The sequence below is a fragment of the Microbacterium indicum DSM 19969 genome (assembly GCF_000422385.1).
Taxonomy (GTDB): Bacteria; Actinomycetota; Actinomycetes; order Actinomycetales; family Microbacteriaceae; genus Microbacterium; species Microbacterium indicum.
Map to the genome: position 1 here is coordinate 127,791 of NZ_AULR01000001.1, position 23,813 is coordinate 151,603.

Annotated in this window: 21 protein-coding genes; 10 read left to right on the plus strand and 11 right to left on the minus strand. The window is 73.3% G+C overall.

Features of this window, described 5'->3' with window-relative positions; translation table 11 throughout:
* Window positions 1-43: 43 nt before the first annotated feature.
* The 4 genes from H576_RS0100555 to mtrA form a co-directional block, all read right to left on the minus strand.
* Window positions 44-679 (minus strand): ComF family protein, encoded by a 636-nt coding sequence (locus H576_RS0100555; protein ID WP_029149298.1) that lies wholly within the window; start codon window positions 677-679, stop codon window positions 44-46.
* A 78-nt stretch (window positions 680-757) separates the two neighbouring features.
* Window positions 758-2,485: an LpqB family beta-propeller domain-containing protein gene (locus H576_RS0100560; protein ID WP_029149299.1), complete on the minus strand. Its 1,728-nt coding sequence runs from the start codon at window positions 2,483-2,485 to the stop codon at window positions 758-760.
* Window positions 2,482-4,173 carry an MtrAB system histidine kinase MtrB gene (mtrB, locus tag H576_RS13740; protein WP_156888047.1) on the minus strand — a complete coding sequence of 564 codons (1,692 nt, stop codon included), beginning with the start codon at window positions 4,171-4,173 and terminating at the stop codon, window positions 2,482-2,484. Before mtrB ends, H576_RS0100560 begins: the two co-directional genes overlap by 4 nt.
* A gap of 7 nt (window positions 4,174-4,180) precedes the next feature.
* Window positions 4,181-4,861 (minus strand): MtrAB system response regulator MtrA, encoded by a 681-nt coding sequence (gene mtrA, locus H576_RS0100570; protein ID WP_029149300.1) that lies wholly within the window; start codon window positions 4,859-4,861, stop codon window positions 4,181-4,183.
* Window positions 4,862-4,890: 29 nt separating this feature from the next.
* On the opposite strand from mtrA, the gene H576_RS13745 reads away from it, so the two are divergent.
* From H576_RS13745 to H576_RS0100595, 5 genes are read left to right on the plus strand one after another with little or no spacing between them, the layout of a single operon-like run.
* Window positions 4,891-6,066 carry a DUF7847 domain-containing protein gene (locus tag H576_RS13745; protein ID WP_036318552.1) on the plus strand — a complete coding sequence of 392 codons (1,176 nt, stop codon included), beginning with the start codon at window positions 4,891-4,893 and terminating at the stop codon, window positions 6,064-6,066.
* The gene (locus tag H576_RS13750; RefSeq protein WP_051171948.1) at window positions 6,063-6,725 is read left to right on the plus strand and encodes a DUF4129 domain-containing protein; all 663 of its coding nucleotides are present in this window, start codon (window positions 6,063-6,065) and stop codon (window positions 6,723-6,725) included. Before H576_RS13745 ends, H576_RS13750 begins: the two co-directional genes overlap by 4 nt.
* Window positions 6,722-7,897 (plus strand): DUF4350 domain-containing protein, encoded by a 1,176-nt coding sequence (locus H576_RS13755; RefSeq protein WP_051171950.1) that lies wholly within the window; start codon window positions 6,722-6,724, stop codon window positions 7,895-7,897. The genes H576_RS13750 and H576_RS13755 overlap by 4 nt, the downstream gene beginning before the upstream one ends.
* Entirely contained in the window at window positions 7,894-8,847 is a 954-nt protein-coding gene (locus H576_RS0100590) for an AAA family ATPase (RefSeq protein WP_029149301.1), read from the plus strand. The genes H576_RS13755 and H576_RS0100590 overlap by 4 nt, the downstream gene beginning before the upstream one ends.
* On the plus strand, window positions 8,847-10,157 hold the full coding sequence (locus tag H576_RS0100595) for a DUF58 domain-containing protein (protein WP_029149302.1): 1,311 nt from the start codon (window positions 8,847-8,849) through the stop codon (window positions 10,155-10,157). Before H576_RS0100590 ends, H576_RS0100595 begins: the two co-directional genes overlap by 1 nt.
* A gap of 62 nt (window positions 10,158-10,219) precedes the next feature.
* Here H576_RS0100595 and H576_RS15975 read toward each other — a convergent pair whose 3' ends face one another.
* Window positions 10,220-11,590 (minus strand): HNH endonuclease signature motif containing protein, encoded by a 1,371-nt coding sequence (locus H576_RS15975; RefSeq protein ID WP_051171952.1) that lies wholly within the window; start codon window positions 11,588-11,590, stop codon window positions 10,220-10,222.
* Window positions 11,591-11,790: 200 nt separating this feature from the next.
* Between H576_RS15975 and H576_RS13765 the strand changes: the two genes are divergently transcribed.
* The 3 genes from H576_RS13765 (at window position 11,791) to H576_RS0100615 (ending at window position 14,543) form a co-directional block, all read left to right on the plus strand.
* Window positions 11,791-12,234: a Fur family transcriptional regulator gene (locus tag H576_RS13765; protein ID WP_036318768.1), complete on the plus strand. Its 444-nt coding sequence runs from the start codon at window positions 11,791-11,793 to the stop codon at window positions 12,232-12,234.
* Complete coding sequence (locus H576_RS0100610) at window positions 12,227-13,675, plus strand: catalase (RefSeq protein WP_029149303.1); 1,449 nt, start codon at window positions 12,227-12,229, stop codon at window positions 13,673-13,675. Before H576_RS13765 ends, H576_RS0100610 begins: the two co-directional genes overlap by 8 nt.
* A gap of 109 nt (window positions 13,676-13,784) precedes the next feature.
* The gene (locus tag H576_RS0100615; RefSeq protein ID WP_029149304.1) at window positions 13,785-14,543 is read left to right on the plus strand and encodes an aquaporin; all 759 of its coding nucleotides are present in this window, start codon (window positions 13,785-13,787) and stop codon (window positions 14,541-14,543) included.
* Window positions 14,544-15,367: 824 nt separating this feature from the next.
* Here H576_RS0100615 and H576_RS0100625 read toward each other — a convergent pair.
* Window positions 15,368-16,363, minus strand: a complete 996-nt coding sequence (locus H576_RS0100625) for a stage II sporulation protein M (protein WP_029149305.1) — start codon at window positions 16,361-16,363, stop codon at window positions 15,368-15,370.
* Window positions 16,364-16,379: 16 nt separating this feature from the next.
* Here H576_RS0100625 and H576_RS0100630 point away from each other — a divergent pair, with 16 nt between their 5' ends.
* Window positions 16,380-17,192: an RDD family protein gene (locus H576_RS0100630; protein ID WP_036318557.1), complete on the plus strand. Its 813-nt coding sequence runs from the start codon at window positions 16,380-16,382 to the stop codon at window positions 17,190-17,192.
* A 10-nt stretch (window positions 17,193-17,202) separates the two neighbouring features.
* Here the strand turns inward: H576_RS0100630 and H576_RS0100635 are convergent, their stop codons facing one another.
* Window positions 17,203-17,403 carry a DUF3499 family protein gene (locus H576_RS0100635; RefSeq protein ID WP_029149307.1) on the minus strand — a complete coding sequence of 67 codons (201 nt, stop codon included), beginning with the start codon at window positions 17,401-17,403 and terminating at the stop codon, window positions 17,203-17,205.
* Between the two features lie 24 nt (window positions 17,404-17,427).
* Here H576_RS0100635 and H576_RS0100640 point away from each other — a divergent pair, with 24 nt between their 5' ends.
* The gene (locus H576_RS0100640; protein WP_029149308.1) at window positions 17,428-17,883 is read left to right on the plus strand and encodes a hypothetical protein; all 456 of its coding nucleotides are present in this window, start codon (window positions 17,428-17,430) and stop codon (window positions 17,881-17,883) included.
* 1 nt (window position 17,884) lies between these two features.
* Here H576_RS0100640 and H576_RS15980 read toward each other — a convergent pair whose 3' ends face one another.
* From H576_RS15980 to manA, 4 genes are all read right to left on the minus strand, one after another.
* Entirely contained in the window at window positions 17,885-19,264 is a 1,380-nt protein-coding gene (locus H576_RS15980; protein WP_029149309.1) for a DUF5719 family protein, read from the minus strand.
* Window positions 19,261-22,062, minus strand: a complete 2,802-nt coding sequence (locus H576_RS0100650) for a glycosyltransferase (protein WP_029149310.1) — start codon at window positions 22,060-22,062, stop codon at window positions 19,261-19,263. The genes H576_RS15980 and H576_RS0100650 overlap by 4 nt, the downstream gene beginning before the upstream one ends.
* A gap of 77 nt (window positions 22,063-22,139) precedes the next feature.
* Window positions 22,140-22,472, minus strand: a complete 333-nt coding sequence (locus H576_RS0100655; RefSeq protein WP_051171954.1) for a WhiB family transcriptional regulator — start codon at window positions 22,470-22,472, stop codon at window positions 22,140-22,142.
* A gap of 157 nt (window positions 22,473-22,629) precedes the next feature.
* Window positions 22,630-23,781, minus strand: a complete 1,152-nt coding sequence (manA, locus tag H576_RS0100660) for a mannose-6-phosphate isomerase, class I (protein WP_029149312.1) — start codon at window positions 23,779-23,781, stop codon at window positions 22,630-22,632.
* Window positions 23,782-23,813 lie beyond the last annotated feature (32 nt).

Here is a 23,813-nt window from a genome sequence, read left to right on the forward strand (position 1 = left end):
CCCGTGTCACGCCTTTTCCTCCCCTGCGGTTCATATGCGTCGCCTACCGACGCGGAGTGGCCGCCACGACGGCCGCTCCGACGACGATCGCGCCTGCCTCCTCGAGCGCCCGGCGCGCCTCCGCGAGCGTGGATCCGGTCGTCGCGACGTCGTCGACGAGGACGACGCGGGCGCCCTCCGCCGCGCCCGTCGCGCGCATGGATCCCGCGACGTTGCGGCGGCGCTCGGCGCGCCCGAGCGCCCGCTGGTCGCCCACCCGCCGCGCGTACCGCAGGAGGCGGGCCGGCCGCACGCCCGCGCGGCGCACGAGGAGGTCGACGACCCGGTAGCCGCGGCGGCGCATCGCCGCCCTGCTCGTCGGCGGGACGACCGCGACGAGGCCGTGCTCCCCGTCGCCCACGGCGGCGAGCGCCGCCCGCAGCGCCCGCCCGAGCGGCCGCGCGAGGTCGGTGCGGCCGCGCTGCTTGAGCGCCCGGATCGCGGCGGCGGACACCCCCTCGTAGCGCAGCGCCGCGTGGACGGCGAGGCCGGCGACGTCGGCGCGCTCGACGCGCGGGCCGAGCGCCGCGCGGCAGGCGGGGCAGAGCGCGACGCCCGGGGCGTCGCACCCGCCGCACGCGACCGGCAGGAGCAGGGCGAACGCCTCGGCGAGGGCCGAGCGCAGCGGGGCGGGATCCATCGCCCCAGCGTGCCCGCCCGCGGCCGCCGGGGCGCCGTTCTGGGGACAGGACAGTCGGATCCGCGCTTGTGGACGGGCCTACTCGGCCGGCGCGCCCAGCTGGGTCGCGAGCACGACCACCCCGCCGCCCGAGCGCAGCCAGGTCGTCGTGCGCCGGACGTACAGGTCGCCGTCGGACGTGAGCACGCGCTCGTTGGAGGTCGGGTTGCCGTAGGCCAGCCCGACGACCTCGAACGGCGCCGAGATCCGCTCCGCGAGGCCGCCGACCGTCTGCTCGACGACCGAGGTGCGGTCGTCGCCGGTTTCGACGGCCGCCGCGACGATGCGGTCGGTCACCCACCCGATCTGGTGCACGGGCTCGTCTGTCGTGCCGACGACCATCGGATCCGACAGCCCCGTGACGACGCCGTCCGCGTCGCGCTGGATGCCGACGATCGAGATCACGTCGTCGTCGCCCAGCCGACCCGCGATCGCGAGGCGCATGCCGTCGCGCGAGACCTCGAGCGTCGTGATGCCGCTGTACTCCTCGAGCGTCGGAGCGCTCGTCATCGTCGTGCCGTCGGGCGCGATGTAGGCGAGGTTCGAGGATCCGTCGTCCCAGCCCGCCCACGTGTACCCGAACGGGTCGAGCGCGATGCTCGCGCCGTCGGACGCCGTCATCTGCGTCGTGACCTCGCCGTCGGCCGTGACCCGACGGATCGCGCCCGACTTCGTGAGGATCGCCGCCGTCTGCTGGTCGGCCGACACCGAGATCTGCACGGCGGGGTCGGGGCTCGAGACGCCCGCCGCCTCGACGACCGCGTCCGACAGGCCGTCGATGTCGGTCAGGTCCGACCCGCCGAGGAACCCGAAGCCGTCCTCCGTCAGGACGAGCGCTCGGGCGTCGGGCGTCGCGGTCTGCACCGTGACGTTCGGCAGCGCGAGGCGGCTGCCGCCCGACGTCGCGGAGACCGAGGTGACGCCGACCGACGCGAGGGTCTGCTGGAGCTGCCCCGCCATGACGGCGCGCGCGTCCGACGTCGTGTCGCGCGCGGCCGACGAGAGGTCGACGGTGGCCGAGGTGTCGTCGATCGAGACGCCGCGTGATCCGAGCTCGATTCCGTCGAACGCCGTCGTGACCGACGCCGCGAGCCACGGCGACGGCCCGCCGAGCAGCAGCTCGACGAGGCGCTGCGCCTGCCCCGCGGTGTCGGGGACCCACCGGACGTCCGGAACGTACTGGTCGCCCGCGACGGCGGGGAACGCGAGCGCGGCGGACGCGAAGATCGTGCGGAAGTTCTCGCTCTGCACGACGACGCCGTCGGGAGCCGAGGAGATCCGCCACTCGCCGTCCTCGCGGACGAGCTGGAACTGCACCTGGTCGACGCGCGACCCGTCGGTGACGGGGTGGTACGCGCCCATGGCGTCGACCGTGGCCGTGGCCGTGATCCGGGCCGTGACGCTCCCCGCGTCGGCGCTCTCGTCGGGCGAGAAGTCTCCGACGACGCGGTCGTTGATGCTCTCGATCGTGACGCCGGCCGACGGATCCCACGTCTTCGCGAAGTCGTCGCTCAGGAACTCGCGCGCCGTCGCCCAGTCGTCGGCCGGGCCCTCGCCCGCGCCGAGGAAGCCCAGGACGATCGCCTCGGCCGACGCACCCTCGACGGGGCCGTCCGGCGTGATCTGCCACCTGGCGTCGTCGGACACGACGCCGACCTGGTCGCCCGGCTCGACGTAGCCCGTCGTCGGCAGGCCCGCGCACGCCGCGAGCCCCAGTACGGCGGCGACGGCGGCCGCGGCCGCCGCGATCCGGTGGAGAGCCCTCATGATGCGTCCTCCTCGTCGGGCTTCTCGCGTGCCACGATCAGGGTGTCGGTCGCGGGCCCGCTGCGCACGGGCTGGTCGCTGACGTCGAGCGCGGGCGGCGGGTCGACCGCGATCGGGTGCGTCCCGAGCGGGCGCGACCCCCGCGGCAGCGTGAGGACGAAGTGCGAGCCCACGCCGGGCTGCGACCACACCTCGAGCGATCCGCCGTGGAGCTTCGCGTCGCCGAGCGCGATCGACAGGCCGAGGCCCGTGCCGCCGATGGTGCGCTGGCGCGACGGATCGGCGCGCCAGAAGCGGTCGAAGACCCGAGCCGCGTCCTCGGGCTTCATGCCGAGGCCGTAGTCGCGCACACCGACGGCGACGGCAGACGCATCGGCCGCGACGGACACCTCGATGGGCTCGCCCTCGCCGTGCTCGATCGCGTTGCCGATGAGGTTGCGCAGGATCCGGCGGATGCGGCGCGGGTCGACCTCGACGATGTCGTCGCCGTCCGAGGCGCGCAGACGGAGCTCGGATCCGTTGCGCTCGGAGAGGTCGCGCATCTGCTCGACGACGTCGGCCGCGATCTCGCTGAGGCTCGTCGACTCCCGCTCGAGCTGCACGGATCCGGCGTCGTAGCGGCTGATCTCGAGGAGGTCGTTCAGCAGCTCCTCGAAGCGGCCGACCTGGTCGTGGAGCAGCTCAGCCGAGCGCGCCGGAACGGGCGCGAACGACGCCTTCTCACCGTGCAGGATCCCCGCCGCGAGCCGGATCGTCGTGAGCGGCGTGCGCAGCTCGTGCGAGACGTCGGACACGAAGCGCTGCTGCACGAGCGACAGCTCGGCGAGCTCGCGGATCTGCGCCTCGATGCTGTCCGCCATGCCGTTGAACGAGCGAGCGAGCGTCGCGAGTTCGTCCTCGCCCTGCACCGCGAGTCGGGCCGTCATGTCGCCCGCGGCGAAGCGCGCGCTCGTCTTGGCGACGTCGATGATCGGGATCGACACGCTGCGCATGACGAGCCACATCACGGCCGCGACGATGATCACGAGGGCGCCCGCCGTGATCCACAGCGTGATCTGGACGAAGGCGAGCGTCTGGGCGACGTCGGTCATCGAGTACGCGAGGTAGATCTCGAAGACGCCGACGTTGGGCATCTCGAGGGTCTGCCCGACGACGATCGCCGGGACCTCGCGGCCGCCGTCGCCGGGAAGGCCGATCGACTGCCACCACTGCGTGCTCGGCTGCGCGACGACCTGCTCGCGCAGCCCGCTCGAGATCATCGACGCGTCGAACAGGTCGTTGCGCGTGCGGAACGCCGCGGGCGCGTCGGCCGTCGACTGGTCCTCGATCGGGAAGCCGACGATGAGGTTCGTCGACGACGACGTCACGAGGTTCTCGCGCATCGTGTTCGTCAGGGTCTGGATCGCGGCGCGGTCGGTCGCGGGGTCGGCTGCGTTGAGCCCCTCCTGCGTGAACTCGACGGCGCGGTTCGTGTCGGCGAGGACCTCGTCGCGCCGCGCGTTGAAGAGGTCGGTCTGGATCGCGAGCGCCGCCCACACGATCGCGACGAGGATCGCCGCCGTCGTCGAGACGGTCGTGATGAGGACGATGCGGAAGCGCAGCGAGTGCCGCCACGCGCGGGTCGAGCGTCGCCACGTGCGCGGGAACCAGCGCCACAGGCGGCGCATGCGCGCGGCGAGCCGAGCCATCGCGCGACTACGCCGCGGCGCCGGCGCGGTACCCGACGCCGCGCACCGTCATGACGACGCGAGGGCTGTCGGGGTCGATCTCGATCTTGGAGCGCAGGCGCTGCACGTGGACGTTCACGAGCCGCGTGTCGGCCTTGTAGTGGTAGCCCCACACCTGCTCGAGCAGCTGCTCGCGCGTGAACACCTGCTGCGGCTTCGAGGCGAGCGCGACGAGCAGCTCGAACTCGAGCGGCGTCAGCGAGATCAGCTCGTCGCCGCGGCGCACCTCGTGCGCGGCCACGTCGATCACGACGTCCCCGATGCGCAGCGACGGCGCCGCCTCGGCCGCGACGGGGCGCAGGCGGGTGCGGATCCGCGCCACGAGCTCGGTCGGGTTGAAGGGCTTGACGATGTAGTCGTCGGCGCCGGCCTCGAGGCCCGCGACGACGTCGGCCGTGTCGGTGCGCGCCGTGAGCATGATGATCGGAACCCCGGACTCGGCGCGGATCTCGCTGCAGATCTGGATGCCGTCCTTGCCCGGGAGCATGAGGTCGAGCAGCACGAGGTCGGGCTTCTCGCGGCGCCAGGCGTCGACCGCGAGGGCCCCGTCGGACGAGAAGGCGGCGTCGAAGCCCTCGCCCGCGAGCACGATGCCGATCATCTCGGCGAGGGCGGCGTCATCGTCGACGACGAGAATGCGACCAGTCATGCCTAACAGGGTATGCAACGATGGCGGTGATGACCGACACCTCCTGGGCACCGGCGCCGCGTCAGGGCCTCGTGCCGCTGTATCCGTTCGGATTCGGCCAGATCATGGGCCGATCGTTCGCCGTGCTCAAGGGGAATCCGAAGGTCCTCCTCCTGTTCGGGATCGGGATCCAGCTCGTCGCGTACACGGTCCTGATGGCGGCCGTCGTGGGGCTGACGTTCCTCGCCTTCTCGCGCACCGACACCGTGGATCCGTTCTCCGACGAGTACGACCAGCTCATGGCGGGCGGCATCGCGATCGTCGCGGTCGGCACGATCGTGCTCTCCCTCCTGATCGGCGCCGTGACGATCGTGGTGCAGGCCGTCATCGTCGCCGAGGTCGGCCATGCGTCCCTCGCGGAGAAGGCGCCGCTCGCGCGCCTGTGGAAGCGCGCCGGCCGCGCGTTCTGGCCGCTCGTCGGGTACTCGTTCCTCGCGCTCGCGGCCGCTCTCGTCGCCATGGCGCTCCTCGTCGCCCCGATCGCGGCGATCGTCGCGTTCGCCCCCGACGAGGCCGGGCTCGTCGTCGGGATCCTCTGGGGGATCCTCGCCCTCCTCGGAGGATTCGCGCTCTACCTCTGGCTCGGAACGAAGCTCTACTACGTTCCCGCCGTCATCGTCCTCGAGCACACGGGCCCGATCCGGGCGATCCGCCGCTCGTGGCGCCTCACGCGCGGTCGCTTCTGGCCGACGCTCGGGGTCTTCGCGATGATGTTCCTCATCTCGCAGGGCGCGAGCATCGTCATCTCGGTGATGGTCGAGATCCTCATGCCGCTCATCGTCGTGACGCTCGCCCCGTTCGGCGGCGCGAGCGACGACATGGGGCTCGCGATCGCCGCAGGCATCGTCACGGTGTTCGTCCCGCTCGTCATCTCGATCGTCCTCGCCGGCGTGCTCATGATCGTCACGACGTCGGCCGGCGTGCTGTCGTACATCGACGCGCGCATGCGCGACGAGGGGATCGACCTGCGCATGCAGCGATACGTCGAGGCGGCGCAGTCGGGAGACTCGGGCGCCGACCCGTATCCGTACGAGCCCGGCGCCGCGCCGTCGCAGTACGCGCCGCCTCCCGGCGCGGGGCCCCTCCCGCCGGCGCCGATCCCTCCCGTGCCGCCGCTCCCCGCGCCTCCCGCGGGCCCGCCCGCTCCCCCCGCACCTCCCGTATGACGTCGGCCGCCGTGATCGCGCTCGCCGCGCTCCCCGACCCCGACGACGCGCGCGACCGCGCCGCCGAGGAGCTCGCGAAGCGCGTGTACGCGGAGGCCGAGCCGACGGTGTTCGACCGCGTCGCACAGGCGATCGGCGAGTTCATCATGCGCCTCCTGAACCCGCAGCTCGCCGGCGGATCCTGGAGCCCCCTCGTCACGGCGCTCATCGTGGCGGTCGTCGTCGCGCTCGTCGTCGTCGCGATCGTGATCTGGGGCGTCCCCCGCCGCGACAGGCGCTCGGCGACGAGCGTCTCCTCGAGCGTGATCGGCGACGACCTCCGGACCGCCGCCCAGCTGCGCGCCGACGCCGCCTCCGCCGCCTCGCGCGGCGACTGGGACGCCGCGCTCGTGCTGCGCTTCCGCGCGATCGCCCGCGGGCTCGACGAGCGCGGCGTGCTGCACGCCCCTCCCGGCATGACGGCCCGCGCCCTCGCCGAGGCCGCCTCCCGCCCCTTCCCGGATCACGCGGCAGGGCTCTGCGCCGCGTCGCGCGCGTTCGACGACGTGCGCTACCTGCGCCGCCACGCGACGTCCGCGTCGCACGACGAGGTCGCCGCGCTCGACGACGCGATCGCGGCCGCCCGGCCCGCGACGGCCCCCGGCTCGGTGCTCTCGTGAGCCTCGTCGACGTCGCCGAAGCCCCGGAGCGGCCCGCGGGATCCCGGAGGCGCGCCGTGTGGGCCTGGATCGTCGTCGCGCTCCTCGTCGTCGCGGCGGCCGTCGTCGCGATGCTCGTGTCGCGCGAGTGGAGCGCGCCCGTCCCCCTCGGCGCCGAGAGCCCGCGCTACGACGGCGCGCTGGCGGTCACGACGCTCGCGCAGGAGGACGGCTTCGCGGTCGAGGAGGCCGACGACCTCGCGGGCGCGCGCGACGCGGTCGGGAGCGGATCGACGCTCGTCGTGACCGACGCGACCCTCCTGGATCCCGAGGTCCTCGCGGATCTCGCGGCGGACGCCGCCCACACGATCGTGCTCGACGCCGACGCCGTCGCCGCTTCGGCCGTCGTCCCGGGAGCCACGACGGGGTGGTCGGGCGACGAGGCGCTCCGCCCCGCGTGCGACCTGCCGGTCGCGCGGAACGCCGGGCCGATCACGGCGGGCAGGACGCTCGTTCCCCTCTCCCTCGACGGCATCACGGCCTGCTACCCCTCGGGCGACGGCTACGGGCTCGTGCGCGCCCGCGTCGACGCCGACTCGATCGTCACGTTCGTCGACGGGTCGGCCGTCTTCGCCAACGGGCGCCTCGACGAGCGCGGCGACGCGGCGCTCGCCCTCGGGCTCCTCGAGGGCGCCGGCGACATCGTCTGGTACACGCCCTCCCCCGCCGACGCGGGTGCGACGGGCGCGCCGCCGACGCTCGGCGACCTCACGCCGCGGTGGGTCTCTCCCGCGATCGTGCTCGCGGCCGTCGTCGCGCTGGCGTGCGCGATCTGGCGGGGGCGCCGCTTCGGCCCGCTCGTCGCCGAGACCCTGCCCGTGACCGTGCGGGCGGGCGAGACGCTCGAGGGGCGCGCTCGCCTCTACCGCGACGCGCGCGATCCCGATCACGCCTGGCAGGCGATCCGCGACGGCGCGATGTCGCGCATCGCGCGCCGCCTCGCGCTCGCGCCCGGCGCCGACGTCGAACAGGTCGCCCACGCGGCCGCCGGGGCGACGGGGAGGGATCCCCGCGAGGTCGCCGCGCTCCTCGCCGACCATCCCGCAGACGACGCGCGGCTCGCCGAGCTCGGCTCCCGGCTGCGCGCCCTCGAACACGACGTGACCGAATCCGGGGAAGGACACCCACGATGACCGAGAACGATCCCCTGCGCGAGGCCGTCTCGCGCGTCCGCGCCGAGGTCGGCAAGGCCGTCGTCGGCCAGGAGGGCGCCGTGAGCGGCCTCCTCATCGCCCTCCTCGCGCGCGGACACGTGCTGCTCGAGGGCGTCCCGGGCGTCGCGAAGACGCTGCTCGTGCGCGCGTTCAGCCGCGCGCTGGGCCTCGACACGAAGCGCGTGCAGTTCACGCCCGACCTCATGCCGGGCGACGTCTCGGGATCCCTCCTCTACGACGCGAAGGCGGGCGAGTTCGAGTTCCGCGAGGGGCCCGTCTTCACGAACGTCCTGCTCGCCGACGAGATCAACCGCACGCCTCCGAAGACGCAGTCGGCGCTGCTCGAGGCGATGGAGGAGCGGCAGGTGTCGAGCGACGGCGTCACCCGGCCGCTGCCGGATCCCTTCCTCGTCGCGGCGACCCAGAACCCCATCGAGCACGAGGGCACGTACACGCTTCCGGAGGCGCAGCTCGACCGCTTCCTCCTCAAGCTCGCGATCCGCGTGCCCGAGCGCGACGCCGAGATCGACGTCCTGCGCCGCCACGCGGCGGGCTTCTCGCCGCGCGACCTCGACGAGGTCGAGGCGGTCGTGACGGCCGAGCAGATCCTCGCGGCGCAGCGCGCGGCGGCGGCCGTCGAGGCGACCGAGGACGTCCTCGCGTACATCGTCGACCTCGCCCGCGCGACGCGCGCGGCCGCCTCCGTCGAGGTGGGCGCGAGCCCCCGCGCGGCGACGGCGCTGCTCGCGGCGTCGAAGGCGTGGGCGTGGCTCGGCGGCTACCCCGCGATCACGCCCGACCACGTGCAGGCGATGCTGACCCCCGTGTGGCGCCACCGCATCCAGCTGCGCGCCGACGCCGAGATCGAGGGCGTCACGGTCGACGCCGTCCTCACGTCGGTCCTGCGGCAGACCGCCGTCCCGCGCTGATGTTCCTGTCGGGGCGCGCGCCGATCCTCGTCGCCGTCGGCGTCGTGCCGATCGTCGTGCTCCAGGCGGCCGGCATCGACGCGTGGCTGACCCTCATCGCGTGGGCGCTCGTGTGCGCCGCGATCCTCGGGGTCGACGCCCTCGCGGCGCCCTCCCCCGCCGCGCTGCGCTTCGTGCGCGACGTCCCGGCGCGGGCGCGGCTGGGCGACGAGGTCCCGACGCGGCTGCAGGTCGTGAACGACGGATCGCGGACCCTCCGGGTGCGGATCCGCGACGCGTGGCAGCCGACGGCCGGCCACCCGGGAGACAGGCCGCGGCTCGTGATCCCCGCCCGCGAGTCGCGTGTCGTGTCGGCCGCGCTGCACCCGCGCCGGCGCGGCGAGCTCCGCAGCGAGTTCGTCGCGGTGCGCGCCCTCGGCCCGCTGGGCTTCGCGGGCCGCCAGGCGACGATCCCGGCGCCCGGCGCGCTGCGCGTGCTCCCCCCGTTCCGGGCGAGGCGGCACCTCGCGAGCCGCGTGCGGCGCCTCCGGGAGCTCGACGGATCCACGAGCCTGCTCGTGCGCGGGCAGGGAACCGAGTTCGACTCGCTGCGCGAGTACGTGCGCGGCGACGACGTCCGGTCGATCGACTGGCGCGCGACGGCCCGGTCGACGACGACGATGCTGCGCACGTGGCGCCCTGAGCGCGACAGGCACGTCACGATCCTCATCGACACCGGCCGCACCGCCGCCGCTCGCGTCGGCGACGAGACGCGCCTCGACGCGACCTTCGAGGCCGCGATGCTGCTCGCCGCCCTCGCGACCCGGGCGGGCGATCACGTCCACCTGCTGGCGTTCGACCGCCTCGTGCGCGCTCGCGTGACGGGGGTCGACGGCGCGCGGCTGCTTCCCGAGATCAGCGACGCGCTCGCGCCCGTCGACGCGCGGCTCATCGACACCGACTGGGACCGCGCGTTCGCCGAGGCGCTGCGGCTCGCCCGACGACCGAGCCTGCTCGTCGTGCTCACGGCCCAGGAGGACGTCGCCGCCTCGCGCGCCTTCCTCACCTCGCTCGAGGCGATCCCGGGATCCGGCACGACCGTGCTCGTCGGCGCTGTCACGGATCACGCTCTCGGCGACACGGCGCGGGCGGGCGGATCCGTCTCGGAGCTGTACCGCGCCGCGGCGGCCGAGGCCGCGTCCCACGACGCGCAGCGCGTCGCCGGCGCGATCGCCCGGGCGGGGGCCGAGGCGATCGCCGACACCCCCGAGCTCCTCCCTCCGCGCATCGCCGACCGCTACCTCGCGCTGAAGAAGGCCGGGCGGCTGTGACGTGAACCCCGCCGCGCTCTCGCCGTACGACCCGCGATGGGCCGAGGACGCGAATGCGCCCGTCAGAACGGGGCGGGCTCGGCCGTGAGGTCGCGGAAGCGCACCGTCGACCCCGGCTTCGTCACGCGCGTGAACCCGAGCGGCGACACCCACTCGTAGACCCCGTTGCCGGTCTGCTTCACCTTCCACGGGGTGTTGTGCTTCAGCACGTGGTGTGACTCGCAGAGGCATCCCATGTTGTCGAGGGTCGTCTGACCGCCCGACGCGTAGTCGTGCGTGTGGTCGATGTCACAGGAACGGGCTTTCGCCGTGCATCCGGAGAAGCGACACGTCCCATCCCTGGCGAGGAGGAGTCTTCGCTGATCCCGAGTCGGCCGGTACTTGTCGGTCGCGAGGACCTGCCCGGATGGGGTGATGAAGATCCGATCCCACGTGGGCGCCCGGCCCGCGAGTCGTTTCGCGGCCTCCGCACTGATCGGCTGATCCGATTCCAACAGCGGCTGGCCCGTGTTCGAGTCGATGTCGATCAATCGGTCGATGGGGATGATCACCTGGACGGTGGCGCGGATCTCGTCCAACGCCGTGTCACCGGGCGTGTGAGCCTGATGCGCGTTCGGTGCGCCCGTCAGCAGGATGTCTGCGAGCAGGTCGGCGCGGATCTGGTCGAGCGTGCGGCGGTTCGGGTCGAAGGGGAACCTCTTGTCCGCGTCGACGGGCTCGCCGGCGGCTGCGGCCTGCTCACGTTGGTGCTCGGCACGGTGCGCGTACGCGACCTTCCGTGCCATGACCGTCAGACGGTCGAACACGCCGTTCACGATCGTGGACTCGCCGAGAAGGTACAGCTCGCTCATCCCGTCGTCGAGATCCCGCACCGTGACCCGGCGGCGCGTCTTCGCCTGCGCGTGGATCTCCTCGAACTCGCGGGGTGAGAGCTTGTCGGCGATGGCCCTCGCCGCGCGGCGCGTCTGCCCGGCCGTCGACGCGGCGGCGAACTCGATGATCCCCCTCTCGTATGCCCGACGGGCATCGTCGTCGTGATGGAGGCGCTGACCCTCGGCGAGGATCGCGCGGACGTGCGCGTCGGACACCTGGCCCCGACGCAGGGCGTGGTGCAGAACCGGGTACATGGTCGTCAGGGTCGACGCGTCGTGCATCCGGTCGGCGGCCATCCCACGGGACACGTGCGTTGCGGAGGCGACCTCTTCGGCCATGGACCGGAACGGGAGGCCGTGGTCGGCTCCCGCGTTCTTCGGCATGCGCTCCGACTGTGCGGTCGAGATCGCGTTCAGCACAGCATGCGCGGATGCCATCAGAGCGTCGGCCCCGGCGCGCATCTCCTGCGCGACTCGCAGCACGTCGAGCGCCTCGAGGGCGCGCTCACGCTCGATGGGATCCATGTCCCATGAGGTGATGTCGGGCGCCGGGGCGGTCATGGCTCCATCGTATAGAACGAATGTTCGAATGGCAAGAGCTGAAAACGATCTGGATCGGGTATTTCCTAGTCTCGTTCGGTGACGTCCGCCCGTCGTCGCACCGCGCTTCGACTGCGCGGCTTCGCCACGCAGTCGAAACATCGAATTCACTCATCGTTCTCTTTTGCGAATGATTCAAAAGAGCGGGTAGGGTGGTCTCGATGACCCCCGCACCCGTGACGACCGACCCCGCAGATCAGCTGCGCCGGGCGGGGCTGCGCGTCACGGCCCAGAGGGTGGCCGTGCTCGACGCCCTCGCGCGCCACCCACACGCCTCCGCCGACGAACTGCACCGCGAGGTGCAGGGATCCATCGCCGGCATCGCCCTGCAGACCGTGCACGGCGTCGTCGGCGACCTCACCGAGGCCGGGCTCGCGCAGCGCGTGAGCCTCCCCGGAGCGGCGAGCGCGCTCTACGAGGTGGCGGCCCACGACAACCACCACCACATCCAGTGCGTCATCTGCGGCCGCGTCGAAGACGTCGAGTGCGTCGTCGGCGAGGCCCCCTGCCTCGAACCCTCCCACACCCACGGCATGCGCGTCCTCGAGGCGAGCGTGACCTTCCGTGCCATCTGCGCCCGCTGCGAAAGGAACGGCAATGGCTGACATCGACTACACGACGACCCAGACGGGGACGCCCGTCACGAGCGACGAGCACTCGCTCACGAACGGTCCCGACGGGATCACGGCCCTGCACGACCGCTACCTGGTCGAGAAGCTCGCCTCGTTCAACCGCGAGCGCGTGCCCGAGCGCAACCCGCACGCCAAGGGCGGCGGCGCCTTCGGAACGTTCACCGTCACCGAGGACGTGTCGCAGTACACGCGCGCGGCGGTCTTCCAGCCGGGCGCCGAGTCCGAGGTCCTGATCCGCTTCTCGTCGGTCGCCGGCGAGCAGGGATCCCCCGACACCTGGCGCGACGTGCGCGGCTACGCCCTCCGCTTCTACACGAGCGAGGGCAACCTCGACGTGGTCGGCAACAACACCCCGGTGTTCTTCCTGCGCGACGCGATCAAGTTCCCCGACTTCATCCACTCGCAGAAGCGCCTCGGCGGATCCGCCCTCCGCGACGCCGACATGCAGTGGGACTTCTGGACCCTGTCCCCCGAGTCGGCCCACCAGGTCACCTACCTCATGGGCGACCGCGGCCTCTCGAAGTCGTGGCGCCACCTCAACGGCTACGGCTCGCACACCTACCAGTGGGTGAACGCCGAGGGCGAGCGCTTCTGGATCCAGTACCACTTCGTCTCGCACCAGGGCGTCGTGAACATGCCCGCCGACGAGGCGGAGCGGATCGCGGGCGAGGACGCCGACTACTACCGTCGCGACCTCTACGAGGCGATCGATCGGGGCGAGTTCCCGAAGTGGGACGTGTACGTGCAGGTCATGCCGTACGACGACGCCGCCGACTACCGCTTCAACCCGTTCGACATGACGAAGGTGTGGCCGTTCAGCGACTACCCCCGCATCAAGGTCGGCACGTTCGAGCTGAACCGCAACCCGCAGAACTTCTTCGCCGAGATCGAGCAGGCCGCGTTCTCGCCCGCGAACCAGGTTCCCGGCACGGGGATCTCACCCGACAAGATGCTCATGGCGCGTGTGTTCTCGTACCCCGACGCGCAGCGCTACCGCATCGGCACGAACTACAACCAGCTGCCGGTCAACCGGCCGCACGCCGCCCCCACCGCGAACTACATGCACGAGGGCAACATGCAGTACCACTTCAATCCGGCCGAGCACCCCGTCTACGCGCCCAACTCGTTCGGCGGCCCGCACGCCGACGCGGATCGCGCCGTCGAGGCGTCGTGGGAGTCCGACGGCGCCCTCGTGCGATCGGCGCAGACGCTGCACAGCGAGGACGACGACTTCGGTCAGGCCCGCACGCTGTACAACGACGTGTTCGACGCCGAGGCGAAGGACCGCTTCCACGAGACCCTCGCCGGGCAGTACGCCGGGCTGACGGTCGACCGCGTCAAGGAGCGCTTCTTCTGGTACTGGGGCCAGGTCGACGAGAAGATCGTCGCCGGCATCAGGGCCAAGCTCGCGTAACGCGACGCGCCGACGGGGCCGGGCGGAGGATCGCACCTCTGCCCGGCCCTTTCGTATGCCACGATTCGGTCAGACGGCGAATCGCGCCGCGACGGAAGGGATCCGCATCATGGCCGACACCACGCCCCCCACACCCACGACCGGTGCGAAGCTCGTCGCCGAGGCCGCCGGGACGTTCCTGCTCGTCTTCGCCGCCGTCGGCGTCGCGCTGTTCTCCTCGCACTTCGGCAACGACGCCGGATCCTTCGTGCCCGGCATCACATATCTCGCGGTCGCCCTGGCGTTCGGCCTGACGGTCGTCGTCGGCGCATACGCCTTCGGACCCCTGTCGGGCGGGCACTTCAACCCGGCCGTCACGATCGGCGTCGCGGCGGCGGGTCGGTTCCCCTGGGCCGACGTGTGGAAGTACATCGTCGCGCAGGTCGTCGGCGGCGCGATCGCGACGACGATCCTCATGCTCATCGGGCTGTTCGGCCCCGACGGGTGGCTCATCGCGGCCCAGGATGCGGGCTTCGCGTCGAACGGCTGGGGCGCGCTCTCCCCCGGCGGCTTCGGGCTCCCCGCCGCCATCATCGTCGAGGTCGTGCTGACGGCGGTGTTCGTCACGGTGATCCTCGGCGTCACCCACCCCGACCGCGGCACCCCGTTCGCGGGCCTCGCGATCGGCCTGACGCTGACCCTGATCCACCTGGTCGCGATCCCCGTCGACAACACGTCGGTCAACCCGGCGCGCTCGATCGCGACGGCGATCTACGGCGGCGTGCTTCCGCTGTCGCAGCTGTGGGTGTTCATCGTCTTCCCGATCGTCGGCGCGCTCCTGGCCGGTTTCGCGTACCGTGCGCTGTTCGACACGACTGAGGCCCGGTAGACGGATCCCCGCGCTGCCTCGCCCTTTCGCGCGGCCTTCTGCGCTTCGCGCGGCCAGCTGCGCTTCGCGCGGCCAGCTGCGGCGGATCCGGCCGCGCGAAGGGCGAATGGCCGCCGGAAGGCCAAGCCACGCGCGGAGATCCGTTCATCAGCGCCAGAGTGCACTCCCGCTGCGCCAACCTCCCCAGCAATGAAGACGCAGAAGCCCGCGCGAGTGACGACCCTCGCGCGGAGATCGGCGCCCGCGCGGCCTTTTCGGGCGGATCCGGCCGCGCGAAGGGCGAACGGCCGCCGGAAGGGCGACCCCCGCGCGGGGGACCCCTCACCAGCGCCAGCAGCGTGCCGAGATTCCAGCCCCGCCGCCCCAGCTTTCAGAGCAATGAAGAACGCAGGAACCCGCGCGAGCGACGACCCTCGCGCGGAGAACCGCCCTCGTACGGCCAGCTGAGGCGGATCCGGCCGCGCGAAGGGCGAATGGCCGCCGGAACGTCGTCCTTGGTGCGGGGATCCTGCCACCAGCCCAGAACACCGCGCGAAGGCCGAGCCACGCGCAGAGATCCCCCCACCAGCACAGAACACCGCGCGAGCGACGACCCTCACGCGGAGAACCGCCCCCGCGCGGCCTTTTCGGGCGGATCCGGCCGCGCGAAGGGCGAACGGCCGCCGGAAAAGGGAGCCACACGCGGAGATCCCGCCACCAGCGCAGAACACCGCGCGAGCGACGACCCTCGCACGGAGAACCGCCCCCGTACGGCCAGCTGAGGCGGATCCGGCCGTGCGAAGGGCGGATGGCCGCCGCAAGGCCGACCCCCGCGCGGGGCGCCGCTACCCCGCGACGAGTCGCGGGGTGCCCGCCTCGTACTCCGTCAGGTCGCCCGTCTCGCCCCGGCGGGTCGCCCGGCGGCCCAGGATCAGCGCGTAGGCGAGGCAGGCGAAGAGCGCGGCCGCGCCGATCCCGATACTGATCGCGTGCGGCCACTCCTGGCGTGTGACGAACCCCTCGATGAGCCCCGAGATCGCGAGACCGATCGCGAGACCGACGACGACCGTCGCCAGCGCTCGCCCCTCCTCCGCGAGGGCGGCGCCCCGCGAGCGCGCTCCGGGCGCGATCCACGCCCAGAAGATCCGCAGCCCCGCCGCCCCGGCGACGAAGATGCACGTCATCTCGAGCAGACCGTGGGGAAGGATGTACAGCAGGAAGTCGGATCCGCGGCCGTACCAGAACATGACGGCGGCCGACGTGCCGAGGCCCGTCGCGTTGACGACGAGCGAGTACACGGGCCAGATCCCCGTGATCCCGAACATCACGCACTGCGCCGCGATCCACGCGTTGTTCGTCCACACCATCCCGGCGAACACGCCCTCGGGATGGTCGCTGTAGTACGCGATGAAGTCCTCGTTCGCGTACTGCGACAGCGACGACTCGTCGCCGAGCGCGGCCATGTAGGCGGGATCGGATCCGGCCCACAGCGCGACGAGCGCCACGACGGCGACGAACCCGAGAGTCACGGCGAGCGACGTCCAGCGGATCCGGTACAGCGCCGCCGGCAGCTGCCACACGAAGAAGCGCGGAAGGGTCCGCAGCAGGTTGTCGGGTCCGCCCGTGAGCTTCAGCCGCGCTCGGCCGAGGATCCCCGACAGGTAGTCGCCCGCCGCGCTGCGGCCGCCCGACGTCTTGAGCTCGGCGAGATCGGCCGACCCGGCGCGGTACAGGTGCACGAGCTCGTCGGCCTCGGCCCCCGAGAGCCTGCGCCGCCGCGCGAGCACGTCGAGGCGGTCCCACTCGGAGCGCCGGGCGTCGATGAGCGCGTCGGTGTTCACATGTTTGACTGTACGCATGTCGCAGCCCGCGTTCCGGCCCCGCGATCTCGTGGCCGAGGACGAGATCCTCACGGGAGAGGCCGTCGCGCTCGACCTGCAGCCGCTCGGCGTCGGGATGCGCGCGCTCGGCGGCCTCATCGATCTCGTGATCGCCTACCTGCTGCTGTTCCTCGCCATGTGGGCGGCCGGATCCCTCGCCGACGCCGGCGTCCTCGACCAGGGCACGGTGCAGATCTACCAGGTCACGGCGATCGTCGTCGTGTTCGTCGTGATCCCCGTCGCGGTCGAGACGCTGACGCGCGGGCGCAGCCTCGGAAGGCTCGCCGCAGGCGCCCGGATCGTGCGATCCGACGGCGGCGCGATCGGCTTTCGCCACGCGTTCATCCGCGCCCTCGTCGGCGTGCTCGAGATCGCCATGTCGCTCGGCGGCATCGCCTTCCTCGTCGCGATGTTCTCGCCGCGCGGCCAGCGCCTCGGCGACCTCGTCGCCGGGACCTACAGCGAGCGCACGCGGGCCCCTCGCCTCCCCGAGCCCGCGCCCGGCGTGCCGCCCGAGCTCGCGGGATGGGCCGAGGTCGCCGACGCCGCGCGCCTGCCCGCGCGGGTCGACCTGCGTGTGACGCGCTTCGCGTCGGGAGCCGCGCGCATGGATCCGGCGGTGCGCGCCCGCCTCGCGGCCGAGCTCGCCCAGGAGGTCGCGCCCTTCGTGTCGCCCCTGCCGCCCGTCGCCCCCGAGCTGCTGTTACAGGGCGTCGCCGCGATCCGCCGCGACCGGGATCGCACGGCCCTCCGGGCGCAGGCGGAGCGCGCCGCGCGCCTCGCCGGCTGAACCGCCCGCGTCACCCCTCGCCGTAGCGCAGGACCTCCCAGCCCTCGGGGAAGGTCATGCGCTCGGCGTGCAGAGCGCAGAGGTCGTGGGCGTGCGGGTCGTTCCCGAGCCCGAGCGGCCCGAGCGCCGCCATCCGGCCCTCGTAGTCGAACGTGAGGGTCGCCACGGCGGGGCGCGCGCAGGCGACCTTCGAGCAGATGCGTTCGTCCATGGATTCCGACCCTAGGCTGAGGGAATGAAGTGGTGGGATCGCGCACGCCGCACGCCCGAGGATCCGCGGCCGGCATCGGCCCGCCACGGGCGCCATGGGCGCGCGGGACGCAGCGCGCTCACGCGCCCGCCGGTTCCCGCCGTCGGGTCGCGCTTCGACCGCTTCGACATGACGGTGACGGCGTCGGTCGACTTCCTCCGCGGCGCGTGGCCCGAGCTGCGCCCCGTGCGCTTCGAGGTCGCGAGCATGCCCCTGCACGACACGGGCGCGGACGTCCCGCGCTGGTCGATCGACCGCGAGAAGAACCGGATCCTCATCTACCGCGTGCCCGTCGAGCGCCTGTCGAAGGCGCACGGCGTCCCCCTGAACCGCACCGACGAGTACCACCGCCGGGCGCTCGTCGAGGGCGCCGTGTTCCGCGCCGCCGCCGAGTACCTGGGCGTCGACCCGTGGGATCTCGGGGTCGACGACCTGCACTGAGCTACGGGTAGATCGTGAGCGCCTCGGGCGCGGCCGCGTCGGGCTCGATCGGGAACGCCGCGACGGCGTCGTCCTCGGTGTAGCTCGCGGATCCGGCCACGGATCCGCTCTCGACCGTGACCCGGTAGGTGGTCTCGGGATCCGCCGACACGCTGCGCGAGGTGCCCGCGTCGATGTCGAGGGTCTGCGCGTCGCCGTCTCCCGAGACGGGCTCGACCGTGACCCGCGCGTCGCCGTCGGCCGACGCCGCGAACGAGAGCGCCCAGTTCGCGCCCGGCGTCGCGGGAAGGGAGACGAGACCGCCGGATCCGAGGTCCTCGGTCGGGGTGAGCCAGGCGTAGTCGGTGCCGATCGTCTGCTCGAGCGCGCCGACGACGGGAGTCGAGGCGTCGACCCGCACCGCGTAGGCGCCCGGATCGATGCCCTCGAGCGACGCCGTGACGGGCTGGTCGGCGGCGAGGTCGACGTCGGACTCGAAGACCGTCTCGCCGGATCCCTCGCGCACGACCGACACGTGGGCCGCGCCCGCCGCGCCCTCGGTGCCCAGGAGCCGCAGCTGCATCGGGTGGTTCTCGTCGGACGCGGACGCGTCGGTGACCTCGATGTGCGGGATCACGAGGCTCGTGTCGGGCAGCGTGCCGGGCTGCATGTCGGCGCCGCGCGCGTCGAGCAGCTCGACCGTCGACGACTGGAGCGACGCGCGGACGGGGGCGCCCTCGGAGGTGACGCGGAAGACGGGGCTCGTCTCGGTGCCCGCGAGCCCCGCGGCCGGGATCGCGACCTGCGAGTGCGCCGGGATCGCGAGCGTCCCGGCGGCGGGCGTCGAGGCGCCGTCGACCCCGTAGACGTCGATCGTGACGGTCGCGGCGACGTCGGTCGGGTTCGCGATCTCGATGATGTCGGTGACGCCCGTCGCGATCGTCGCGCCGACGAGCCACGACTCGGGCTGCGGCGAGCGGCAGGCCGACGCGACGAAGCCCGAGAGGTCGTCGTCGGCGAGGTCGGCCGACGCCGACCCCGAGACGGGGATCGCGGTCTGCCCGTCGGGCAGCTGCGTGATCTCGACGCCCTGACCGACGCCCGAGAGATCGATCGCCTGGTCGGACGTGGGCACGTCGCCGTCGCCGTTCAGCGAGGTGACCTGCATGTCGGCGGCGAGCGAGAGCCCGGAGGCGTCGCTCGCGTCGCGGCCGAGCGCGACGATCGGCCCGTCGCAGGCGAGGGTCGCCTCGGCGGGAGCCGGGGTGATCTCGGCGCTCGGCGCCGCTGTTCCCTCGGGGGCGAGCTGCGGCCACGGCACGAACACCGACGCGACCGCGGCGCCCGCGAGGACGACGCCGGCGGCGACGCCGAGGGCGGATCGGAGGCGGGTCGAGCTCATGATGCCTCCTCGAGCGACGGACCGAGCGCGCGCGGGACGGCGCGGGCGGCGCGGCGCGTGGAGCGGGTCGGGAAGGCGAGCAGGAGCGCCGCCACGATGATCGCGAGCGTCACGAGCGAGAGCGTCCACGACAGCGAAGCGGCCTCGCCGGCGAGCGGCGCGCGCTCGGACGGCTGCGCGTCGAGGCGCCACAGCACGCCGCGAGCGGTCTCGCCCACCCGGACGAAGCCCGATCGCTGATCCATCGAAGCCTGCGTCGTGAGCGACATCGTGCGCTGGTCGGAGTTCTGGTCGCCGGCCGACTCGCGCAGGAGCACGAACGACAGGCCGGAATCGGCGACGCGGTCGGCGACGGATCCCGCGCTCCCCGAGGCGATGTCGCTCGCGAGCGACGCGACCGTCTCGTCGGCCTCGGTGAGCGCCGCGGCCGTGCTGTCGAGCGTCGACTGGCCGCCGAGCGTCTCGCTCGCGCCCCACACGACCCCAGCCTGGATGCCGCCGTTCGCGAGGGGCGTGAGGACGAGCGTGCCGATCGCCTGGTCGCCGCTCGCCTCGGCCGAGACGTACGCGGGCAGCGTCGTGTCGGTTCCGGCGTGGAGCGGGGTGTCGCCGCGGTGCAGGGCCGTGAGCTGCGGGATCACGACGACCGTCGCGCAGGCCACCGTCACGGTCACGGTGAGCGCGCGCCAGGGGGTGAGCGCGGGGAGGCCGTCGACCGTGATCGCGGCGGCCGCGAGGATTCCGATCCACGCGAGGCTGAGAGCCGAACCCGGCCACAGCGACACGGCATCGGATCCCGACCACGCGACGACGACGTGCGCGGCGCCGACGGCCGTCACGATGCCCGCCGCGGCGCCGAGGAGCGCGTAGAGCGCGACGCCGCGACGCGCCGTCAGGGGCGCCGCCAGCGCGAGGAGCGCGAGGGGGACGAGGAGCAGCGGGACCCACCAGGTGGGGACGTCGCCCGACGCGAGGCCGAACGACTGCAGGAGGCGCGACCACTCGTCGTAGGAGCCGTCGGCCGCGCCCATCGCGACGAGGCCCGACGCGCCGCCCGACGCGAGCGCGACGCCCGGGTCGGCGAGGATCCCCCAGAGCGTGCCCCGGCGGATCTGCTGGATCGCGAGCGGCGCGAACACGACGAGCGTCGGGATCGCGACCCACACGATGCGGCCGATCGCGCGGCGGGCGCCGACGATCGCGGAGACGAGCGACACGAGCCACAGGAGCGCGACGGCGGGGGCGAGCGAGGGCGCGCACGCGAGGACCGCCGCGAGGAGCAGCGAGGCGGCCCCCGCGTTCGTCCACGAGCGGTGCGCCGCAGCACCGACGAAGACGAGCCACGGAAGCACGAGGTGCAGGACGACGGCCGCGGGCCGGCCCTGCATGAGCGCGTCCCAGAACGAGGGAGCCGCTCCCCACGCGAGGGCCACGAGGATCCGCGCCGGCGCCCGATCGGCGAAGCGCGTCGCCGCGAACCAGGCGCCGAGCACGGCGAGGGGCAGGGCCGCGAGCCACAGCACCACGAGGGCGAACGACGGCGCCGCGGGAGAGAGCGAGCCGATGATCGCGACGAGGATCGCGAACGGGTCGGCCGCGGCGACGACGTCGAGGCCCTCGGGGCGCAGCCCGAAGGTCGCGTCGTTCCAGAGCCCGAGGACCGTGCGGCGCAGCGGGAGCAGCCCGCCGCCCGCGATGTCGGGCCAGGTGAGGAGCGCGAGGAAGACGCCGACGCTCACGGCGGCCGCCGCGATGACGGCCCAGGCGCCCCCTCCCGTGAAGAAGCGCAGGGGCTCGCGCACCTCGGCGAGCTGCTCGTCGGCGTTCATGCGCCGCTCCCGCGCCTCGTCGCGCGTGAGCCGGAGCGGATCCACCTGGTCCCATCCGCCCGTGCGGAAGCGGCGGATCCGCGCGCGCGATCGGGCGATCGCCCGGATCCGCACGAGGACCGTCGCGGCGGCCATCCACTCGGGGACGACGTCGCCCGGGCGCTTCGCGAAGAGCGACACGGCGGTGCTCCACAGCGCGAGGGGCAGGAGCAGGAGCCACGCGAACGGCAGCCACACGGCGGGCGCGTAGGCGAGCCGCCTGTGGAGGCGCGCGACGCGCGACACGTAGGAGCGCGTGAGCGGCAGCTGCCGCGACGGCTCGACGGCGACGCGCGACGCGGGAGCGAGGGCGACGCGGCGGGCGCCGAGCCGGGCGCGCACGCCCATGTCGAGGCCCTCGTCGGCGCCGAGGAGCGCGGGATCCGGCGCGAGCCCGTCGCGCACGTCGGCCCGCAGCAGGACGCCGCGCGCGTCGACGCCGAGCACGTCGTCGTCGGCGTCGTGCTGGCCCTGGTCGAACTCGCCGCCCGCGAGCTCGACCGAGGAGCCCGTCGCCGACATCGTCACGCCGAAGGACACGAGCTGCTGGGGGTCGGCGATGTCGATGAGCTTGGGCGCGGCGATCGCGACGGACGGCTGGCGTTCGAGGGCGGCGACGAGGCCGGCGAGGGCGCCCGGCTCGGGGACGGAGGCGTCGTCGAGCAGCCAGACGGCGCGGCCGTCCGGGACGTCGGGGAGCGCGAGCCCCACGGCGGCGGCGAACGGGGCGCTCTCACCTGTCGTGTGGGCGCGTCCGGTGCCCGACGCCGAGACGGCGGAGCGGAGCGGCGCGGGATCGCCGCAGACGACGACCGTGAGACCGGCGAGGGGAACGGTCTGCGAACGGAGCGCCGAGAGGGTGCGCTCGAATTGCGCCGCTGCCTGGGGCGAGGAGCGCGCGACGAGGACGACGTGTACGGGGGCGGGCATGACCCGGCAAGCCTAAAGCGGCCGCGGCGGCGCGCCCGTCAGAGACACGCGGCCGGATCGCCCGACATAGGGGGCTGTCAGGAAGCCTGGGCCGCGCGCTTCACGCGCCGGCGCTCGCGCTCGGACAGGCCGCCCCAGATGCCGAAGCGCTCGTCGTTCTGCAGGGCGTATTCGAGGCACTGCTCGCGGACGCTGCACGACGTGCAGATCCGCTTGGCGTCGCGGGTCGATCCGCCCTTCTCGGGGAAGAACGCCTCGGGGTCGGTCTGGGCGCACAGCGCGTCGGTCTGCCACGACAGGGCGCCTTCGGCGTCGTCGGCGCCTTCGGGGCGGACCCCCGGGACTCCGAGCTCGACCGGATCGACGAACCAGTCGGCCGGTGCCTCGCTGTTGTAGAACGGTGCGCTCATCGATCTCTCCCCCAGAATCGGTCGTGCGGTGTCGTGCCCTTCCCGAAGTAATTACACCCGTGTGATTCGCGAATTTCAAGTCGCAGATCGTAGACGCCTCAACCCCGGGCTGAAGGTCTTGGGAGCATATCGGCGTGTCGGGAACGCGCCCGCGCGGTCACTCCCCCGGCTGCGCGACGAAGACCTCGCCTGCGCCCGAGAGGTCGAGGAGCGCCTCGTCTGCCGACGCGAACGCCGCCTGACCCGGGCGGATCGTCACGGCGCCGCTCGCGCCGCCGACGCGCACCTCTCCCGCGACGCACAGCACGATCGCGTGGCCCGCGAGCGGGAGGCTCGCCGCCCCGCCGCCCGCGACCTCGGCCCGCAGCAGGCGGAAGTCGGCGATGTCGGCCGGGTAGAGGTCGACGCCGCGCGCGCCCGTGTCGTACGCCTCGGGCAGCACGACGGGGACGGGCCCGGCTGTGCGGTCGAGGATGCGCATGAGCTCGTCGGCGTCGACGTGCTTGGGGGTGAGCCCGCCGCGCAGGACGTTGTCGCTCGCCGCCATGACCTCGACGCCCAGCCCGCCCTGGTACGCGTGCAGCTGGCCGGCGCGGAGGAAGAGGCCCTCGCCGCGGCGCAGCACGACGAGGTTCATGAGCAGGCCCACGATGATCCCCGGGTCTCCCGGGAAGGTCTCGGCGTTGGCGCGCGCATTCGAGAGGTCGGCCGCGAACTCGGCCGAGCGCGCGTCGGGCAGCGCGCCGACGATCGCGTCGACCGTCTCCTGCGCCTCGCCCGACAGGAGCCAGCGCACGGCCTCGCCGAGCGACTCCTCGTCGCGGATCCGATCCGCGAGCGGCGCCGCGGCGGAGCCGATGTCCGCGAGCAGGCGCCCCGTCGCGGCGAGGTCACGCAGCCCGCTGAGCGCGACGAAGCGATCGCTCAGCGCGACGACCATCTCGGGCTTGTGGTTGTCGTCGACGTAGTTGCGCGGCGCGCCCTCGGGGAGCGACGCCTCGCGCGCCCGTCCCTCGCGCGCCTGCTCGCGCGTCGGGTGCACCTGGATCGACAGCGACTCGCCGGCCGCGAGCAGCTTGAGGAGATACGGAAGGCGGCCGGCCGCGCCGAGGTCGACGTGCTCGTCGGCGAGGAACGCGTCGAGCGTGCGCCCGGATCCGTCACCCACGTCCGACGGGTCGGACGGGTGATCGCCGTACCAGACCTCGGCCTCGGGGCCGGCGGAGGCCGGCCGCCCCTCGAGCGCGGCGATGAGCGTGCGGGATCCCCACGAGAAGTCGCGGGGGGCGTTCGTGAGGGTGACGATCATGGGGCCAGCCTATTGGGCACGGGGCGCGGCCC

Bases quoted from the DNA above. Each gene is read 5' to 3' on its own strand.
- H576_RS0100555 (WP_029149298.1), bottom strand. From the start codon at position 679: ATGGATCCCGCCCCGCTGCGCTCGGCCCTCGCCGAGGCGTTCGCCCTG.
- H576_RS0100560 (WP_029149299.1), bottom strand. From the start codon at position 2,485: ATGAGGGCTCTCCACCGGATCGCGGCGGCCGCGGCCGCCGTCGCCGCC.
- mtrB (WP_156888047.1), bottom strand. From the start codon at position 4,173: ATGGCTCGGCTCGCCGCGCGCATGCGCCGCCTGTGGCGCTGGTTCCCG.
- mtrA (WP_029149300.1), bottom strand. From the start codon at position 4,861: ATGACTGGTCGCATTCTCGTCGTCGACGATGACGCCGCCCTCGCCGAG.
- H576_RS13745 (WP_036318552.1), top strand. From the start codon at position 4,891: ATGACCGACACCTCCTGGGCACCGGCGCCGCGTCAGGGCCTCGTGCCG.
- H576_RS13750 (WP_051171948.1), top strand. From the start codon at position 6,063: ATGACGTCGGCCGCCGTGATCGCGCTCGCCGCGCTCCCCGACCCCGAC.
- H576_RS0100590 (WP_029149301.1), top strand. From the start codon at position 7,894: ATGACCGAGAACGATCCCCTGCGCGAGGCCGTCTCGCGCGTCCGCGCC.
- H576_RS0100595 (WP_029149302.1), top strand. From the start codon at position 8,847: ATGTTCCTGTCGGGGCGCGCGCCGATCCTCGTCGCCGTCGGCGTCGTG.
- H576_RS15975 (WP_051171952.1), bottom strand. From the start codon at position 11,590: ATGACCGCCCCGGCGCCCGACATCACCTCATGGGACATGGATCCCATC.
- H576_RS13765 (WP_036318768.1), top strand. From the start codon at position 11,791: ATGACCCCCGCACCCGTGACGACCGACCCCGCAGATCAGCTGCGCCGG.
- H576_RS0100610 (WP_029149303.1), top strand. From the start codon at position 12,227: ATGGCTGACATCGACTACACGACGACCCAGACGGGGACGCCCGTCACG.
- H576_RS0100615 (WP_029149304.1), top strand. From the start codon at position 13,785: ATGGCCGACACCACGCCCCCCACACCCACGACCGGTGCGAAGCTCGTC.
- H576_RS0100630 (WP_036318557.1), top strand. From the start codon at position 16,380: ATGTCGCAGCCCGCGTTCCGGCCCCGCGATCTCGTGGCCGAGGACGAG.
- H576_RS0100635 (WP_029149307.1), bottom strand. From the start codon at position 17,403: ATGGACGAACGCATCTGCTCGAAGGTCGCCTGCGCGCGCCCCGCCGTG.
- H576_RS0100640 (WP_029149308.1), top strand. From the start codon at position 17,428: ATGAAGTGGTGGGATCGCGCACGCCGCACGCCCGAGGATCCGCGGCCG.
- H576_RS15980 (WP_029149309.1), bottom strand. From the start codon at position 19,264: ATGAGCTCGACCCGCCTCCGATCCGCCCTCGGCGTCGCCGCCGGCGTC.
- H576_RS0100650 (WP_029149310.1), bottom strand. From the start codon at position 22,062: ATGCCCGCCCCCGTACACGTCGTCCTCGTCGCGCGCTCCTCGCCCCAG.
- H576_RS0100655 (WP_051171954.1), bottom strand. From the start codon at position 22,472: ATGAGCGCACCGTTCTACAACAGCGAGGCACCGGCCGACTGGTTCGTC.
- manA (WP_029149312.1), bottom strand. From the start codon at position 23,781: ATGATCGTCACCCTCACGAACGCCCCCCGCGACTTCTCGTGGGGATCC.